Origin of the sequence: Natrarchaeobius halalkaliphilus, from assembly GCF_003841485.1 — an archaeon.
Classification (GTDB): domain Archaea; phylum Halobacteriota; class Halobacteria; order Halobacteriales; family Natrialbaceae; genus Natrarchaeobius; species Natrarchaeobius halalkaliphilus.
On the sequence record NZ_REFY01000001.1, the window covers coordinates 249122 to 264965 of the forward strand.

The following is a 15844-nucleotide window of genomic DNA, read 5'->3' on the forward strand; positions in this document are numbered from 1 at the left end:
AGTTATGACATCGCCGGACGGGGTCGACGACGACAAACGAGCGACCCTGCGTCGATTCGCTGCGGTCGGGGCTGCGGCTCCAATCGCGGGTTTCTCCGAATCGGCATCCGCGGAAACGGGCGAAAGCGACGCCCGAGACGCGATCGCCGGCTATCTCTCGACCACACCTGGCGCGCACTTTTCGAAGATCCGTGACGACCTCCAGCTCGGAACCGGTGAAACCCAGCATCACCTTCGACGACTCGAGGAGCTCGACGCCATCGAACACTACAGCGACGGAGATTACAAACGGTTCGTCCCGACCGGTCGGTTCGACGAGTTCGAACGGCAGGCACTCGGCTATCTGCGACGCGATACGCCGCGTGGAATGCTGGTGACGCTGCTGTCGAATCCGGATGCGACGGCAGGGGACCTCGCCGGGGCCCTCGACGTCTCGGCTCCGACCGTCAGTAAGTACGCAAGCGAACTCGAGGACGCCGGCTTGCTCTCTCGGGAGGACGGATACGCGGTCGAACAGCCCGAAACCGTCCTGTTACTCGTTGTCCGCCACGCCGATTCCTTCGGCGATCGCGCGGTCGAACTCGCCCAGAACGCGGACGAGTTTCTCGAGTACGACGGCTGATCAGTCGGAGCCGTCTTCGACGACCTCACGGAACGCATCGAGGATGACCCGTTTCGTCACGGCACCGCGGGAGGTCCAGTGAGTCGCGTAGTCGAGCATGTCGTCGTAGATATCGGGTTTGCAGCCCGCCGCCTTCGGATGGCCGCCGCCGTTTACCCTGTCGGCAACCTCGTGACAGCGGTCGAATTCGTCGGTCCCGCGGATCGAGGCCGATCCCGCGGGTTTGACGACGACCGACGCGTCAGCTCCGTTCTCGCGCATCGCCTCCGCGACCTCGTTCTGTGAGCACCGGCCGTAGGTGATACCGACGGTGTACTCTCCGATTTCTCGGAGTTCGCTCCGGGCGACCGCACGGTCGATCAGCGCCTCTTTTTCCACTCGGCGCTCCGTGATGTACGACTGGACCCATTCTGGCAGGTCGGCGCCGTGCTCGCGGACGACTTCCACGTACTCTCCGGGATCCGTCCAGTAGGCGTAATCCGCCAGGTCGTCGCTTCGTGGGTCCTCGCGCAGCCAGAGGTCGTGATCGCGCGTCACCGCAGCCAGCTCCTCGTAGATCGGATCGAACTCATACTCGAGCGACCGGTAGACGACGTCTGCGCTGCACTCTTCGTCCGAGTCACCGACGACGAGGTCGACGCCGGCCTCGCGAACGGCGTCGGCAACGTCGTCATCCCACTGGTGGTGGTCGTACCAGGCGACGCCGGAAGCCGTCTCGAGCGCTGCTTGGAGCTCGTCTTCGACGTACTCGTACCGATCCGGACAGAGATCGCAGACGTAGATGTCGATTCCCCGGTCGCCGTATTCGCCGACGCGAGCCAGCGCGTCCTCGACGTCGTGGGGGCTTGCGGGAACGAGCGCAACGCCGTGTGGCGTCGGCTCGAGTTCCGCAAGCGGTGCCTCGGACTCTCCGGTCTGGGCCGTAGCGGTTTCGTCTTCGTCACTCTCTACCTCCCGATCGCTATCGGACTCGTCGACGTCGGGCTGTGGAACCCGCTGGACGTCGTCGTAGTACTCTCGAAGCAACGCGACGCAGGCCAATCCGTCGGCGTCCGGATCCGCGATCACGGCGACGTCGGTCCCCTCGAGCGCCGCTTCAGTTCGTTCCTCCTCGAGGTCGTCCTCGAGCGTGTCGGGAAGGAAGAACCCGGTCCCCGGAAGAACGGACTTGCGAGCGATCGGCAACTCGCCGCTGTCGATGAGATCGTCGTACATACCTCTTCTGTGGGATGGCGAGGGAAGTAATCGCCGGTCTCGGGCGTCGAACTGGTCGTCGTGACCGGTGAGGGCTCTCCGGTCAGCCGTCGGTGATCGATCCGGAACCGGAAAGAATCGGGTCGAAAGGGACGCGAATGCCGCCGAGAGATCAGGCGTCTGCCGTCGATTCGGTCCTCTGTGACGGCTCGAGCTGTCGAACCGTCAGTACCGGGACGGGTGAGGTTCTGACGATCCGTTCGGCAACGCTTCCGAGCAGGAGTCGGTTTTCGCCGTGGCGACCGCGGGTACCGGTGGCGACGAGGTCGGCGTCGATCCCCCGAGCGTACTCGCATATTTCGGCGGCGGGTCTGCCCTCGCGGACCGCGGTCGTCACGTCGCCGCCGGATCGGCTCTCGACGGTCGCAAGCGCGGCGTCGGCGTGGGTCTCGAGGGCCGCACGGAGTTCGTCTCGGAGCTGTTCGGGCGAGGCGTCGACTTCGCCGGCGTCGACGACCGAGAGCGCGTGAACGTCGGCGTCGAACCGACGCGCTAGATCGAGCGAGACGTCGACGGCTCGCTTGACGCTCTCGGAGCCGTCCGTCGCGACTACGACCGTATCGAACATGGTGAGCAGTTACGGGTGGAACGGCTTAAACACCTCCGGTGACTCCGCGGGGCCTCACGGCGGGGGAGGATTTTTTGTGTCGGCCGACGCAGTGGACCCATGGATGACCGCGAGCCGTTCTCCGTTGATACCGTCCTCGCGCCGGTCGACGGGAGCGAGGAGTCCGCAACCGCCGTCGAGTACGCGATCTCCGTCGCCGAGCGTTACGACGCGTCCGTCCACGCGCTCTACGTGCTCGGTCGCGGTGTGGTCCGAGGAATGGATGCTGGCACGGTCGAAGAGGACATGATCGCAGAAAACACGCAGGGATTCTTCGAGAACGTCAGTACCGTCGCGGATGCCGCCGGCGTCACGCTCTCGACGTCCGTCGACGACGGCTTCTCCCAGAGCCGCAAAACGCGCCATCCCGGCAACGTCGTCCTCGACACTGCCGATGAGATCGATGCCGATTTCGTCGTCCTCCCTCGAGAGCCCGTCACGGATACCGCCGCGGCCGAAGTCCTCGAAAAGGCGGCCGAATACGTTCTCTCGTACGCGAGCCAGCCCGTCCTCTCGGTGTGAAGTCGTCGCCGCCGATATCGTTATCGGTTCCGTTCGCCGCCCGCTTCGAGCAGGATCGCCATTTCCTGTTCGAAGCTTTCGGTCCCGGTCGAATCGAATCCGACGCGTTCGTAAAGGGCGATCGCCGGCTGGTTCCACCGCTCGACGGTCAGCCACACCCGTTCGATTCCAACGTCGGCCGCGTGTCCGAGCAGATGTTCGAGTAGCTCCGTACCGATCCCGGCCCGCTGGTACTCCTGAAGGACGAAAATGGCGAGTTCCCACTCGGCGTCGCCGGCGTCGTCGAGCGACGGCGGATCGTCGACGTCGGGGACGAGCATCGCGTGACCGATGACGTCGTCTCCGTGGGTGGCGACGACGTTGACGCTGCGGTCGGTGATTCCCTCGAGCCAGCTCCTGATCCGCGTTTCGCCCGTCGGCGGGATTCCCTGCGCTCGATCGGTCGGATCGAACCGGACGTACATGTCGACGATGTCGTCGAGGGCTCCGTTCGTCATCGACTCCGGTGCCCGTATCTCGATCGATCGGCCGTCACGATCCTCGAACGCCGTGTCTGGCGACGGGAACGGACCGGCTGGTTCGTCCGGATACGTTCGCTCGTTCGACATCGTTATCGCACCAGTTTGACCGTTGTCGGCGCGTTCAACAGGACGAACTCGGTGATCGAGCCGAGCTGAATCTTGCCCATCGGACTCAGCGTGCCGCCGCCGATCACGAGCTGACCGTACTCGCCTTGCTCTGCGTAGTCGACGAGAGAGCTTCCCGGATCACCCTCGAGTCTGACGATCTCCGCGTCGACGTCTGCATCTCCGAGGAGCGCCTCGGCCAGCTCGTACGTCTCCTCCTGAGATCGTTTCGTATCCGGTTTCTCGAGGACGGCGACGGTCAGGTCGTCACCGACCGCTTCCGTTCGTTCGATCGTTCGACGGAGGGTCTTGTCCGATTCGTCGCTGCCGCCGAGACCCACTAGAACGTTCATACCCCCACTGTGTGCCGACGGACGAAAATCGTTGTGCCGGGTGGACTCGACCTCACGGTCCCGTCGGAGCGATGACGACGCTGTTAAGAGCGTGTGGCGACTACGGTTGCGGAATGAGTGATGCGGCGCTCGATGTCGTCGAGTTTCTGCTCACGACGAGCGTGTATTCGGACGACAGGACGTTAGACGAGAACGATCTGCCACCGGCGTTTCGCCGGGTGTTCTGGACCGGGGGCGACGGTGAGGACGGAACCGGCGACGAGACCGGCGGAACGGGCACGTATTCCGGGATCAGTCGACCGCTGTCCGCGACGAACAGTACGGCCCGCCAGGCGACGGGCGTCGATCAGCCCTGGGAGGCCGTCTCAGAGTTGATGTTCACCGAACGCGACGAGTTCTCGGGAACGATCACGCTCGCCCAGGAGGAGATGGCAGAGCAGTGGTTCGTCGAGCGGGTCGACGAGGACCGATTGCTCGAGAACCCGACGCTCGCAAAGCACTTCGAGTCGGATCCGGACGCCGAGTTCGACGTCGAGGTCAGCCACGAGGAGGCACGCTCGCGGAACCGCCCAATCCAGGCCGACCGCGTCTGGATCGACGGGCTGCTCGAGGAGTACTTCGACGAGGACGACGACGAGGACATGCTCGATCTCGTGGACGTTCGAGCTCCCGAAGAGGTCGATATCACGCTCGACGATCTCGTCCTCACCGAGGGCCAGGAGTCGGAGATCGACAAGATCTCGAAAGCGATCGAACACCGCGATTACCTCGCACGGATCGGGCTGCGCGAGATCGGAAAGCTGCTGTTCGTCGGTCCGCCGGGGACCGGCAAAACCTCGACGGCACAGGCCCTGGCCAGGGACATGGATCTCCCGTTCGTCGAGGTCAAACTCTCGATGATTACCTCCCAGTACCTCGGAGAGACCGCAAAGAACGTCGACAAGACGTTCGAGGTCGCAAAACGACTCTCGCCGTGTATCCTCTTTATCGACGAGTTCGACTTCGTCGCAAAGACCCGCCGCAGCGACGAACACGCCGCGCTCAAGCGCGCAGTCAACACGCTGCTCAAGAGCATCGACAACATCTCGTTGATCGAAGACGACGTGCTCTTGATCGGTGCGACCAACCATCCCGACCAGCTCGACGACGCGGCCTGGCGGCGCTTCGACGAGATTATCAACTTCCCCAAACCCGACTACGGCATGCGGGCGGACATCCTCCGCGTCATCACCCGAACGATGGATATCCAGGAGTTCGACCCACAGCTTATCGCAGAAATAACCGAGGGACTGACCGGCAGCGACCTCCGGATGGTCCTCCGGGAGGCCGTCCTCGAGGCCCTGACCGAAGACCGGACGACGCTGACTCAGGAAGATCTTCTGAACGCCGTCGAGGAGTTCGAAGAGCGTGATAGCTTGAAGAACATGGACATGATCGAGGGCGATCACGACGCGCTCGTCGCGGGCGGCGATCTCGGGAAGGCCAGCGACGGCGGTCACGACCACGACCACAGCCACGGCGGTCACGACCACGACCACAGCCACGACGGTCACGACCACGACCACTGAGAACGCCGTCTTTCAGCGCTCGTCCGAGACCGTTCGTACTCGGTTCTCGAGGGCGGCGTTCGCGAGGGATCTGGGGGAGACACTGATCACTCCGAGGACGGACGAAACCGATTGAGGTGGGAACGGCCGACACCGGCCCGCGTGAGGAAACATCCTTTATACACCGGTCACCAACGTGGGGACAATGATCGACGGATCCCGACGAACGACTCGCCCAGTTCGGGTTGGTGAACGGATGCGAGAAGACGATAACGAGAGCCGTCCCGTCGACTCGCCCTCGAGCGCACCGTACCGATGCGCGTAACGCTCCTCGGCACCGGTGACACGACCGGGACGCCGACCGTGGGCTGTGACTGTGAGACCTGCGAGCAAGCGCGCGAGCGCGGTCTCGAGCGCACCCGTTTTTCGGTCCACGTCGAGAACGAACGGACCGACGAGTCGCTGTTGATCGATTTCAGCCCCGACTTTCGGTACCAGTTCCTCCGGGACGAGGTTTCGCTCCCGGACGCGGCCGTCGTTACCCACATTCACTTCGATCACCTCGATGGGCTCGGCAACGTCTTTCGACTCCTCGACTCGCTCGAGGTCTACGCGGCCAACGAGACGGATTCGGTCACCGGAGAGAGCGTCGCAGAGACGATCGAATCCAAGTACGACTATCTCGACGCGGTCACGGTTCGACCGACGACTCCACACGAATCCGTCCGCGTGTGCGGGTTCGACCTCACGCTGGTTCCCGTCGAACACCCGCCGTTCGTCTGCTACGGCGTCGCAATCGAGGACCCGATGACCGGAACAAAGCTCTCGTTGACCGGCGACACGAGCTTTGGCATCTCCGACCGATCGCGGGCGGTTCTTGCCGACCCCGACCTGTTGCTCGCTGATGCGATCGTTCCGGCCTCGCTCTGTGAGTATCACCCCCTCGGTGGACGACACGTCGACGATGACGACGTTCCTCGAACGTTCGGAACGAAACACATGACGCGGGAGGGCGCGCTTGGACTCGCCGACGAACTGAACGCTTCTGAGACCCGACTGGTTCACCTGGCACACTTCTATCCGGCAGACGAAGCGTTCGACGAGCCACTGGCGATCGACGGCGAAACCTACGTTCTCTGATCCCCATGACACCCGTCCACCGACTCGATGGATCGAACGCAGGCGGGCAGTTCCTTCGAACGGCACTCGGCCTCTCGGTCGTCCGAAACGAGTCCATCCGCATCGAAAACGTCCGTGGCGATCGTTCGACGCCCGGTCTTCGTCACCAGCACCTGGCCGTCCTCGAGACGATCGCGGAGATCTGTGACGCCGACGTGTCGGGTGATGGGGTCGGCTCGGAGACGATCGAGTTCGATCCCGACCTTCCGACCAACGGGCGTCGTGGCGGCCGAAGCGATCGTTCCAGTCCCCGACGTACCGACCGACGAGGGAGCCTCGACGGCGGCGACTACGCCGTCGATATCGGAACCGCTGGCAGCATCACGCTGCTGTTCGACGCGCTCGTTCCGCTCGCGAGCGTCCTCGAGTCGCCGCTCTCGGTGACGGTATCGGGCGGAACGGACGTAAAGTGGTCGCCCCCGATCGACTACACACGGTACGTGAAACTGCCGCTCCTCCGAACGTTCGGTCTTTCCGTGGCCTGTGAGGTCGACCGTCGGGGGTTCTATCCCGACGGCGGCGGACGCGCAACGCTTCACCTCGGGCCGTCTCGATTCGATCGAATCGAACTGCTCGAGCGCGGTCCGCTCGAAGGAATTCGCCTCTATTCGACCGAAGCGGCGACGCTTTCCGACCGCGACGTGGCACATCGACAGGCGGAGGGTGCGCTCGAACGACTCGAGTCGAATCTCGGAGCGGCGGTCGACGCCGATCGCGACGGCGACGGATCGGTCCTCGAGCCGATCGAACGCCGTGAGACGACCGCGGGGAGTGACTGTCCGGGAACCGCGATCGTGCTCCGACTCGACTACGCGACCGGGGCCGTCGGATTCGGCGCCCTCGGAGAGAGAGGAACGCCGGCCGAACGCGTCGGAGAACTCGCCGCGGATGCGGCCCTCCGACACCTCACGGGGGCCGCACCGGTCGACCGACACCTGGCCGATCAGCTACTGGTCGTGCTCGCGATCGCCGGCGGACGGATTCGCATCCCTTCGGGTACCGACCACGTCAAAGCCAGTTGCGATCTGCTCGAGGCCGTTGGTGGGGCCGTCGAGCGCGAACAGGACGGGCGCGGGACGGTCGTCTCGGTCACACCACTCGACGGCTGAGTTCCGTTTTCACGCCTATTGATTGCATTGCGAACCGGAGTAATCCAATGCCCGATAAATGACATAACTTATATCACTTCCACCCGACGGTTCACCCATGGGTACGTCGAATTCGATCGATGAGGAACGGAGGGGCGGCGTGTGAGCGACCTCGTCACCTTCGGTGAAACGATGCTCCGACTCTCTCCGCCCGGGAGCGAGCGCCTCGAGACGACGAGCGAGTTCGAGGTCTGTGCCGGCGGCGCAGAGAGCAACGTCGCGATCGCGGCGAACAGGCTCGGGACGCCGTCGACCTGGCTCTCGAAGGTTCCCGAGACGCCACTCGGCCAGCACGTGGTCGGCTCGCTTCGACGACACGGTATCGAGACGGACGTCGTCTGGAGCCACCGCGGACGCCAGGGAACCTACTACATGGAACGGGCCGGCGACCCCCGCGGATCGCAGGTCATCTACGATCGCGAGAACACCGCCTTTGCGACCGCGGAGGCTCGAGAGTTTGACATCGACCGAATCCAGAACGCTCGCGTGTTCTTTACGACCGGGATCACGCCCGCGCTCTCCTCGACGCTTCGAGAGACCACCGCGAGCATGCTCAAAGCCGCTCGGAACGGGGGAACGACGACGGCGTTCGACTTCAACTACCGGGGCAAGCTCTGGGAACCGGAGCAAGCGGAGGAGACGCTAACGAAGCTCTTTCCGGGAATCGACGTGCTGGTGATCGCCGCTCGAGACGCGAGAACCGTCCTCGGCTTCGAGGGCGATCCGCGACAGCTCGCACACAAACTGGGCTCGCAGTACGAGTTCCAGACCGTCGTCGTCACGCGGGGCTCCGACGGTGCAGTCGGCTGGCACGATAGCGTGGTTCACGAACAGGACGCCTACGACACCGACACCGTCTCCGAGATCGGAACCGGCGATGCGTTCACCGGCGCGTTCATCGCGAGTCGGCTCGATGGCGACGACGTTCCCACTGCGCTCGAGAACGCCGCGGCCGCGGCAGCACTCAAACGAACGATTCCCGGCGACGTCGCGCTCATCACCGACGAAGAAGTCGAGGCGGTCGTTTCCGAGGGCGGCGACGACCTCTCTCGGTGACCATCGACGGTACTCGGGTAGCCCATCGACGGCGTTCGAGAACTGTGCCGATCTACTCGAGGGCGGCGCGAACCTCATCGACGGTCGCGTCGAATCCTCCGCCCTGTGCGAGCCGGTCCGAACCGCCACCGCCGCCGCCGACGGCCGCCGTCAGTTCCGAGAGGACGTCCGTCGCGGCCCGCCCGCCGTTCGAACCGACGACGGCGAACGGTTCCTCCGCGTTGCCGACGGCGACGACGACTCGAGCGCTCGTCGCTGTCCGATCAGTCTCGTCGTCAATCCAGTCCCGAACGGCGTCGCTCACGAGGTCGACGGAGACGTCACCGACCGTGGCGACGAGCCATCGTTCCCCGTCGCAGTCGATCGATTCGCCTCGCAGAAGGCGTTCGGTAACGAGCTCCCGTTCTCTCGTTCGAAGTCGGTCCGCAAGCGCGTCGCGCTCGTCACTGATGCGTTCGAGTTCGGCGGAGACGTCACCGATCGAGGTTCCGAGCGTTCGCTTTGCACCGAAAACGGCCCGCTTTTCGGTCGTACGGCGGTCGATCGCACGCGGACCGACGGCGAGTTCGATCCGCGTCAGTCCGTCGCCGGGGTTCGACCGTCCGAGGACCGTCACCGGGCCGATCTCTCGAGTGTTGCGAACGTGTGTTCCGCCGCAGGCGGCGACATCCCAGGGCTCACTCGAGCGTCCACCGCCGAGAGATGGCTGTAATCGCGTGCCGGTGGCGTTTCGTTCGTCGTCGCCGCCGATCGTGACGAGACGGACCTGCCCGTTTTCGAAGGCGCTCGTTTCGGTCGCCTCGTTGAACGCGACGTCCTCGCGTTCTCGAGCCTGAGAGGCGGAAACGGTATCCCAGGAGACGGAGCGTGACTCCCAGACCGTCCGGTTTGCCGATTCGTTCAGTTCGATCAGCATCTCGTCGTCGATCGGCGTACTCGTCTCCAGATCGACCCGAACGCGCTCCTCGTCGATATCGAAGCCGCCGTATCCGAGATCCTCGAGCAGTCGCCTCCCGGCACCGTAGAGTACGTGGCTGGCCGTGTGAGCGCGCATGCAGTACATCCGAAACGTCCAGTCGACCGAACAGAGGACGCGATGACCGGTCTTGAACGAGGGGTCCTCAGCCAGGACGTGAACCGGTTCGCCGTCGACGATCCGAACGTCCGCGACCTCGATATCGCCGATCGTTCCGCGATCGGCCGGCTGACCGCCGCTTTCGCCGTAGAAGTAACTGCGCTCGAGCCAGACGTGGCGTCCGTCGATTCCCGACACCGCCGTTTCGAATCGTGTGGCGTACGGTTCCGCCGCCGCCAGTTGCCCACTCATCGGTTGCACTCCGTCGTCCGATACTAAAAGTCTGCTCGCCGGTTGGTTGGCGCTCGCGTCACTCGGAAAGCGAGACGTCGAGTCGATCCTCGAGGGCCTCGATCACGCCGCCACCGATGCCTGCCTGGGTCGCCCGACCCTGTTCGACTGCCAGCAGTTCCTGCTCCCGGAGTCCGAGTTCGTCGGCCAGCTCTTCGCGCTGGAGGCCGGCTTCCTGTCGGGCGTCGACGACGCGCTCGCCGTACTCGGAGACGAGATACGGAAGCGGATCGTCGTCGTAATTCGTCCCGTCTTGTTCCCAGTGTTCGGAGTCGCCGTCCCAGACCGGGTTCGCCTTCGCGACGTTTCGTGCCGCTTTCTGTTTTCGACTCGGGCCGTCGGTCGACGATCCCGACGAGTCGCGGTCACTCCGTTCCCGATCTGCCGTATCGTCGTGAGGTGCACAGCCGGGACAGACCTCGAGTTCGGCACCGGCGACCGACGCAAGCCGGAGCGAATCGCTTTCGGCACCGCAGAGCTCACAGTTCGTTCCACCGCCACCGGAGGACGAACCCGTCGAGTACTTTGCCATGGTAGTACTTCGCAACTTGCGCATTTCAAATCACCGTTTGGCGAATTGCGTGCGACCTCGACGCAGAGACCGGCTCAAAGGAAAGGGCTTTTATAATCACGCTGGATACGGTTGAGTGCAGAAAGAGACCGCGAGCGTGGGTAGCCAAGCCAGGCCAACGGCGCAGCGTTGAGGGCGCTGTCCCGTAGGGGTCCGCCGGTTCAAATCCGGTCCCACGCATCGCACAGGTGGTTTCGTCCACCGTAAGCGAGGCGGTGTATCCGCCGAGCACGACGATGCAGGTGATCTCCCTTCGCGGACATCACCCACGCATAATCCTACTGAAACTATCTCCCGGAGCCACGCTGCTGTCCCGCCGGAGTCCGCCGGTGGACGAGCGACACTCCCGAACGCCACCCGACAGTAACCGCTTTCCCGCTCGACTCGAATCACGACGTATGGAGTACGTTTCTCGAGAACGCGTTCGGCCGCTTACACTGGTCCTGAGCGTCGTTTCACTGGCGGTCGTTTTCGCCGCCGCGGGTGGACGGGTCCCCGCGTCAGCGGTCCCCGGCGCTCCGCAGTGGGTTCTCGATCTGATTCCACACGTCAACGTCGCCATCAGCGCCGCGGCGATCGGAACGATCATCTACGGCTGGCGCGCGATCCGGCGCGGGGCCGTCGACAGACACCGCGTCTCGATGCTCGTCTCGTTCGGGCTGTTCGGGACATTCCTCACGCTGTATCTCTACCGGCTGATCGCGACCGGCGGTCCACAGCCCTTTCCCGGCCCGGACCTGCTCTACCAGTTCGTCTACGTGCCGGTGCTGGCGGTTCACATTCTCCTCGCAGTTGCGTGTATTCCGGTCCTCTACTACGCGCTCTTGCTCGCGGCCGCGTATCCGATAGCGGAACTCCCCCGGACCAGTCACGCCAGGTTCGGACGGATCGCCGCGAGCCTGTGGCTGATCTCGTTTTCGCTCGGAATCGTCGTTTATCTCCTGTTACACGTCAGTTACGCGTAGGTTTCCTCGAGGTAGTCGACGATGTCGTCGCTTTCGTTCATGCCGACGATATCGTTGGCCTCGTCCGTGATGACGGGGACGCCGGTCTGGCCACTCACTGCTTCGACTTCGGTGCGCTCGTCGTGCGATCTCGGAACCTCGATGACGTCGTACTCGAGGCCGAGGTCGTCGAGTTTCGATCGAACTTTCGCGCAGTACGGACAGCCGGGCAGGTTGTACATGGTGATGTCTGCCATACCAGGTGTAGAGGCTTGTACCGTAAGAGAACAACGGTTGCCAACGGGCGTGCCGGAATCGTGGTCGTGACCGAACCCGGGATCGAAAACGCAGCCGCCTTCTAGAACGCGATGATCCCCGCTTCGGCCGCGAAGTAGACGATAAAGTAGACGACGAACGTGATCGCGAGCGTCCACTGACCGAGCGAAACGTCGCGTCCGTCACCGATGGCCGTTTTGATCAGCGGGTAGCTGATGATGCCGGCCGCGATCCCGTTCGCGATCGAGGCGGTCAACGGCATGATCGTGATGGTCAGGCCACTCGAGATGAGCCAGACTGGGTCGTCCCAGTCGATGTCGGCGACGCCCTGGAGCATGATGATTCCGACGACGACGAGCGCCAGGTAGGTCGCGTAGTGTGGGATCGTTTGGACGAGCGGAACGGTAAACAGTGCGAGGAAGAAAAAGGCGGCCACGACGAGCGCGGTGAAACCGGTTCGGCCGCCTTCTTCGATTCCCGTGGAGGACTCGATGTACGTCGTCACCGTCGAGGTTCCGATCATGGATCCGACCGTCGTCCCGACTGCGTCCGCCATGAGCGGCCTGTCGATGTCAGGCAGGTCCCCGTCCTCGTCGAGAAAGCCCCCGAACTGAGAGACGCCGATGAGCGTCCCGGCCGTGTCGAAGAAGTCGACGAAGAAGAACGTAAAGACGACCAGGGCGAAGACGAGTGGTTCGTCGGCGATCATTCCGAGTCCCTCGACGAAGCCCCAGAACAGCGGTGTGATGTCGTACTGGACGGACATGAGCAACGAGACGATTCCCTCGTTTGTCACGTCGTCGTACGCGCCGTCGGGCGTGAGAACGCCGGGCTGGACGAGGCCAGCGAGCGTCAGGAGCCAGCCCGCAGCGGCGGTCGTCAGGATGCCGATGACGATCGATCCGTTGATGCCGCGCGCATAGAGGAAGAACGTAAACGCCAGTCCGATCACCGAGAGCGTGGCGATCGGGCTCTGAAGGGCGTTGCCCATCTCGATGAGCGTCCCCGAGGGGAACCCGTCGGCGTCGACGTACGGGACCACCAGTTCCATCTCCTGCAGCCCGAGAAAGAGCAGGAAGATACCGATACCGGCCCCGACGGAGAACTTCACCGGCTCCGGGAAGAGTTCGATGATGTACTTCCGTGCGCCGACGGCGGTGAGAGCGATGAAGATGATACCCTCGACGAACACCGCAGCGAGTGCGAGTTCCCACGGAACTCCGAGGACGATGACGACCGTGAACGCAAAGAACGCGTTCAGTCCCATCCCCGGCGCGAGGCCGAACGGACGGTTCGCGTGGAAGGCCATCACCGCCGTTCCGACGATCGACGCCAGAATAGTGACGATCGCGAGCATCTGGAACACCTCGCCCTGATCGTAGCCCTCGATGACGATCGCCTCGCTCAGAATCGCCGGGTTGACGACGATGATGTACGCCATCGCCAGAAACGTCGTTACTCCTGCGAGCGTTTCGGTTCGGTAGTCGGTTTCGTGTTCGTCGAAACCGAAAAACTCCGCGATTGTATCTGTTGCCCCCATGTTGGACGTTCAAGCATAGATATAGGTACTGTTTAAATGTTCCCGTCTCTCCATCCGACAGTATGTCCACGGGTGTGCATAGATAGTGCTCGCGACGGGACCGAAATAGTGCCACCGACCCTCGGACGAACGTATTTTACTCCGGAGTGCGTATCCATTCCCCATGAAGTTTGTTATCGTGGGGTACGGTCGGGTCGGGTCGCGAACGGCACGCATTCTGGTCGAAGAGGGACACGAGCCCGTCGTCGTCGACGCCGACACCGACCGTCTCAAGCGCGCCGAGGAGGCGGGGTTCGTCGTCGTTCAGGGAAACGGCGCAGACGAAGACGTACTGGTCGATGCCGGTATCGACACGGCCGATGCGGTCGGGGCGTTCACGCCCGATCTCAACGTCAACTTCGCGGCCTGTATGGTGGGCAAGCACCACGGCTGTCGGACGGTCATGCGGATCGACGAAGACTACCGCGAGGATATCTACGCGAAGTACGCAGAGGACGTCGACGAGATTATCTATCCCGAACGACTGGGTGCTGCCGGGGCGAAAACGGCGATGCTCGGCGGCGACTTCAACGTCGTCACCGATATCGCGGCGAACCTCCAGTTGACCGTTATCGAGATTCGCGAGGACTCACCGGCCGTGGGAAAACGAGTGAGCGAACTCGAGCTTCCGGACTCGAGTCGAATCTACGCCCACGGTCGCGAACGCGAATCGCTGACGATTCCGATCCCCGGAACCGAACTCGAGGCCGGCGACGAGGTCGCGATCATCACCGAGTCGGATCGAATCAACGAGATCCGCGCGACGCTGCTTCCAGCGAGCGCCTGAGACGGACCGATCTCGGTGAGATCTGGCTGTTGACACTCGATCAGCAGGATCGGATATCGGAACGAACCACCCAGCTGCCGAGCGACTCGGCGGGGTGGTCGGTCGTTCCTGCGGTTTGTGTTCGCTGACGCGGCGGCAAACGGCGCGCAGGGGGATGGGGGTAAAGTAAGTGCGCGCCGATTTTTCCGAGACACTACGTTCCTATAAAACCGCGTCAGACGAGCGAATGACGTCGCCAGAGACGGCTACTCGTTCCCGTCGGGACGGAAAACGAGGACGTTCTGGTGGACCATCGACGGGACGAACGAGAACGGGTAGCCGTAGACGTGGAGGTCCTTGGTCGGATCGTACCAGACGAGAGTCGCCGCGAGTGTGACCGGTGCCGCCGACTCGATCGCTCGTGCCAGATCGGCAGAGAGGAACTCGTAGGACTGCTCGCGGTACATGTCTCCGATAAAGACGACGAGGTGGCCACCCGGCGCGACCGCATCGGTGAACCGCTCGAACTTCTCGGCCATGTCCGCGAGCCACTCGGCTTTCGTCTGTCTCTCCCCTGTCGAATCGATAGCCGAGTCCCTACCGTCCTCGTCCGCCGAGTCCGCATCGTCCTCGTCGAACGATCCGAGCTTGCTCGCCCGCGTCGCCCGTTCGTTTCGCGTCTGCTCGAGTTCGTCCATGTGCCAGTAGGGGACGTCGGTCAACAGAAGGTCGATCGAGTCGTCGGGAACGTCCTCGATCAGGTCGGCGCAGTCGCCGTGGCGCATCTCCTGGCCGGCAAGCGGCGGATCTCCGCGCTCGGCGCGCGCTTCGTTTTCGCGCTCCAGGACCGTCTCGTAGATGTCGATCCAGCGTTCGGTTCGCTCGAAGCCGATCGCCTCGCGACGGCCGGTCCCCTCGTGTTCACAGAAGCTCGCGCCGAGGAGCGTTCCACCGACGCCCGCGAACGGATCGAGGACGGCGTCTCCCGCCTTGCTGAACCTGCCGATCAGCGTCGCACAAAGTCGCGGGGGTTTCTGGCCGCCGTGTTCGCTTCGGAGGTCGTGTTGGACGGCGGGCGGGTAGCCCTCCGCGATCACCGACTTGGTCGCGTACTTCCACTCCTTTCCGGTGAGGTCGTTGATCCGGTTTCGTTCGTCGTAGATTCCGCGTCCCTCGACGTAGCGCTGGTGGTCTGCGAGCTCGTCGGTGTCGATCAGTTCGCCGTCTTCGACGGGCAAGGACTCGTCTCGCGCCCGTTCGGCATCGAACCCGCCGTCGTCGTCCGTGAACAGTCGACCCTGGCGATGGCGCTCCCCGTCGTCGCTCGTCATCGTTTCCGAGTGGACGTCGGACCTGCATAAATGCGCGTGTCTCGAGGCCACCGACCGAGATCGGAGCCACCGGCCGCGTTCGTCGCGGTGACACGAC

Annotated in this window: 17 protein-coding genes and 1 tRNA gene; 9 read left to right on the top strand and 9 right to left on the bottom strand. The window is 63.6% G+C overall.

Annotation, left to right across the window (positions count from 1 at the left end):
* The first annotated feature begins 4 nt into the window (after positions 1-4).
* Positions 5-622: a winged helix-turn-helix transcriptional regulator gene (locus EA462_RS01205; RefSeq protein WP_124176750.1), complete on the top strand. Its 618-nt coding sequence runs from the start codon at positions 5-7 to the stop codon at positions 620-622.
* Here the strand turns inward: EA462_RS01205 and EA462_RS01210 are convergent, their stop codons facing one another.
* The gene (locus EA462_RS01210; protein WP_124176751.1) at positions 623-1837 is read right to left on the bottom strand and encodes a DHH family phosphoesterase; all 1215 of its coding nucleotides are present in this window, start codon (positions 1835-1837) and stop codon (positions 623-625) included.
* A 151-nt stretch (positions 1838-1988) separates the two neighbouring features.
* Positions 1989-2444 carry a universal stress protein gene (locus EA462_RS01215; protein ID WP_124176752.1) on the bottom strand — a complete coding sequence of 152 codons (456 nt, stop codon included), beginning with the start codon at positions 2442-2444 and terminating at the stop codon, positions 1989-1991.
* Positions 2445-2543: 99 nt separating this feature from the next.
* Here EA462_RS01215 and EA462_RS01220 point away from each other — a divergent pair, with 99 nt between their 5' ends.
* Positions 2544-3005 carry a universal stress protein gene (locus tag EA462_RS01220; RefSeq protein ID WP_124176753.1) on the top strand — a complete coding sequence of 154 codons (462 nt, stop codon included), beginning with the start codon at positions 2544-2546 and terminating at the stop codon, positions 3003-3005.
* Positions 3006-3025: 20 nt separating this feature from the next.
* Here EA462_RS01220 and EA462_RS01225 read toward each other — a convergent pair whose 3' ends face one another.
* Entirely contained in the window at positions 3026-3613 is a 588-nt protein-coding gene (locus EA462_RS01225; protein ID WP_124176754.1) for a GNAT family N-acetyltransferase, read from the bottom strand.
* 2 nt (positions 3614-3615) lie between these two features.
* Positions 3616-3984 carry a universal stress protein gene (locus EA462_RS01230; RefSeq protein ID WP_124176755.1) on the bottom strand — a complete coding sequence of 123 codons (369 nt, stop codon included), beginning with the start codon at positions 3982-3984 and terminating at the stop codon, positions 3616-3618.
* Positions 3985-4097: 113 nt separating this feature from the next.
* On the opposite strand from EA462_RS01230, the gene EA462_RS01235 reads away from it, so the two are divergent.
* From EA462_RS01235 to kdgK1, 4 genes are all read left to right on the top strand, one after another.
* Positions 4098-5552 (top strand): ATP-binding protein, encoded by a 1455-nt coding sequence (locus tag EA462_RS01235; protein WP_124176756.1) that lies wholly within the window; start codon positions 4098-4100, stop codon positions 5550-5552.
* Between the two features lie 294 nt (positions 5553-5846).
* Positions 5847-6671: an MBL fold metallo-hydrolase gene (locus EA462_RS01240; RefSeq protein WP_124176757.1), complete on the top strand. Its 825-nt coding sequence runs from the start codon at positions 5847-5849 to the stop codon at positions 6669-6671.
* Positions 6672-6676: 5 nt separating this feature from the next.
* Positions 6677-7819, top strand: a complete 1143-nt coding sequence (gene rtcA, locus EA462_RS01245) for an RNA 3'-terminal phosphate cyclase (RefSeq protein ID WP_124176758.1) — start codon at positions 6677-6679, stop codon at positions 7817-7819.
* Positions 7820-7960: 141 nt separating this feature from the next.
* Entirely contained in the window at positions 7961-8914 is a 954-nt protein-coding gene (gene kdgK1 / locus EA462_RS01250) for a bifunctional 2-dehydro-3-deoxygluconokinase/2-dehydro-3-deoxygalactonokinase (protein WP_124176759.1), read from the top strand.
* Between the two features lie 52 nt (positions 8915-8966).
* Here the strand turns inward: kdgK1 and EA462_RS01255 are convergent, their stop codons facing one another.
* Together EA462_RS01255 and EA462_RS01260 are read right to left on the bottom strand one after the other, a co-directional pair.
* Positions 8967-10241, bottom strand: a complete 1275-nt coding sequence (locus tag EA462_RS01255; RefSeq protein ID WP_124176760.1) for an alanine--tRNA ligase-related protein — start codon at positions 10239-10241, stop codon at positions 8967-8969.
* Positions 10242-10299: 58 nt separating this feature from the next.
* Positions 10300-10812, bottom strand: coding sequence for a helix-turn-helix domain-containing protein (locus EA462_RS01260; RefSeq protein ID WP_124176761.1), 513 nt, complete (start codon positions 10810-10812; stop codon positions 10300-10302).
* 134 nt (positions 10813-10946) lie between these two features.
* Between EA462_RS01260 and EA462_RS01265 the strand changes: the two genes are divergently transcribed.
* Positions 10947-11031, top strand: a tRNA-Leu gene (locus tag EA462_RS01265).
* A 218-nt stretch (positions 11032-11249) separates the two neighbouring features.
* Positions 11250-11816 carry a DUF420 domain-containing protein gene (locus EA462_RS01270; protein WP_124176762.1) on the top strand — a complete coding sequence of 189 codons (567 nt, stop codon included), beginning with the start codon at positions 11250-11252 and terminating at the stop codon, positions 11814-11816.
* On the opposite strand, the gene EA462_RS01275 is transcribed toward EA462_RS01270, so the two are convergent.
* Positions 11807-12052, bottom strand: a complete 246-nt coding sequence (locus EA462_RS01275; protein ID WP_124176763.1) for a glutaredoxin family protein — start codon at positions 12050-12052, stop codon at positions 11807-11809. The two genes, EA462_RS01270 and EA462_RS01275, sit on opposite strands and share 10 nt — an antisense overlap.
* Before the next feature lie 101 nt (positions 12053-12153).
* Entirely contained in the window at positions 12154-13611 is a 1458-nt protein-coding gene (locus tag EA462_RS01280; RefSeq protein WP_124176764.1) for an NCS2 family permease, read from the bottom strand.
* 163 nt (positions 13612-13774) lie between these two features.
* Here EA462_RS01280 and EA462_RS01285 point away from each other — a divergent pair, with 163 nt between their 5' ends.
* Positions 13775-14437: a potassium channel family protein gene (locus tag EA462_RS01285; RefSeq protein ID WP_124176765.1), complete on the top strand. Its 663-nt coding sequence runs from the start codon at positions 13775-13777 to the stop codon at positions 14435-14437.
* Between the two features lie 245 nt (positions 14438-14682).
* Here the strand turns inward: EA462_RS01285 and EA462_RS01290 are convergent, their stop codons facing one another.
* The gene (locus tag EA462_RS01290) at positions 14683-15747 is read right to left on the bottom strand and encodes a DNA methyltransferase (RefSeq protein ID WP_124176766.1); all 1065 of its coding nucleotides are present in this window, start codon (positions 15745-15747) and stop codon (positions 14683-14685) included.
* Positions 15748-15844: the final 97 nt, after the last annotated feature.

Excerpts from the sequence above, each read along its gene's own strand:
- EA462_RS01280 (WP_124176764.1), bottom strand. The coding sequence starts at position 13,611 with ATGGGGGCAACAGATACAATCGCGGAGTTTTTCGGTTTCGACGAACAC.
- EA462_RS01285 (WP_124176765.1), top strand. The coding sequence starts at position 13,775 with ATGAAGTTTGTTATCGTGGGGTACGGTCGGGTCGGGTCGCGAACGGCA.
- EA462_RS01275 (WP_124176763.1), bottom strand. The coding sequence starts at position 12,052 with ATGGCAGACATCACCATGTACAACCTGCCCGGCTGTCCGTACTGCGCG.
- EA462_RS01290 (WP_124176766.1), bottom strand. The coding sequence starts at position 15,747 with ATGACGAGCGACGACGGGGAGCGCCATCGCCAGGGTCGACTGTTCACG.
- EA462_RS01240 (WP_124176757.1), top strand. The coding sequence starts at position 5,847 with ATGCGCGTAACGCTCCTCGGCACCGGTGACACGACCGGGACGCCGACC.
- EA462_RS01260 (WP_124176761.1), bottom strand. The coding sequence starts at position 10,812 with ATGGCAAAGTACTCGACGGGTTCGTCCTCCGGTGGCGGTGGAACGAAC.
- EA462_RS01235 (WP_124176756.1), top strand. The coding sequence starts at position 4,098 with ATGAGTGATGCGGCGCTCGATGTCGTCGAGTTTCTGCTCACGACGAGC.
- EA462_RS01210 (WP_124176751.1), bottom strand. The coding sequence starts at position 1,837 with ATGTACGACGATCTCATCGACAGCGGCGAGTTGCCGATCGCTCGCAAG.
- EA462_RS01225 (WP_124176754.1), bottom strand. The coding sequence starts at position 3,613 with ATGTCGAACGAGCGAACGTATCCGGACGAACCAGCCGGTCCGTTCCCG.
- rtcA (WP_124176758.1), top strand. The coding sequence starts at position 6,677 with ATGACACCCGTCCACCGACTCGATGGATCGAACGCAGGCGGGCAGTTC.
- EA462_RS01205 (WP_124176750.1), top strand. The coding sequence starts at position 5 with ATGACATCGCCGGACGGGGTCGACGACGACAAACGAGCGACCCTGCGT.
- EA462_RS01215 (WP_124176752.1), bottom strand. The coding sequence starts at position 2,444 with ATGTTCGATACGGTCGTAGTCGCGACGGACGGCTCCGAGAGCGTCAAG.
- EA462_RS01255 (WP_124176760.1), bottom strand. The coding sequence starts at position 10,241 with ATGAGTGGGCAACTGGCGGCGGCGGAACCGTACGCCACACGATTCGAA.
- EA462_RS01220 (WP_124176753.1), top strand. The coding sequence starts at position 2,544 with ATGGATGACCGCGAGCCGTTCTCCGTTGATACCGTCCTCGCGCCGGTC.
- EA462_RS01270 (WP_124176762.1), top strand. The coding sequence starts at position 11,250 with ATGGAGTACGTTTCTCGAGAACGCGTTCGGCCGCTTACACTGGTCCTG.
- EA462_RS01230 (WP_124176755.1), bottom strand. The coding sequence starts at position 3,984 with ATGAACGTTCTAGTGGGTCTCGGCGGCAGCGACGAATCGGACAAGACC.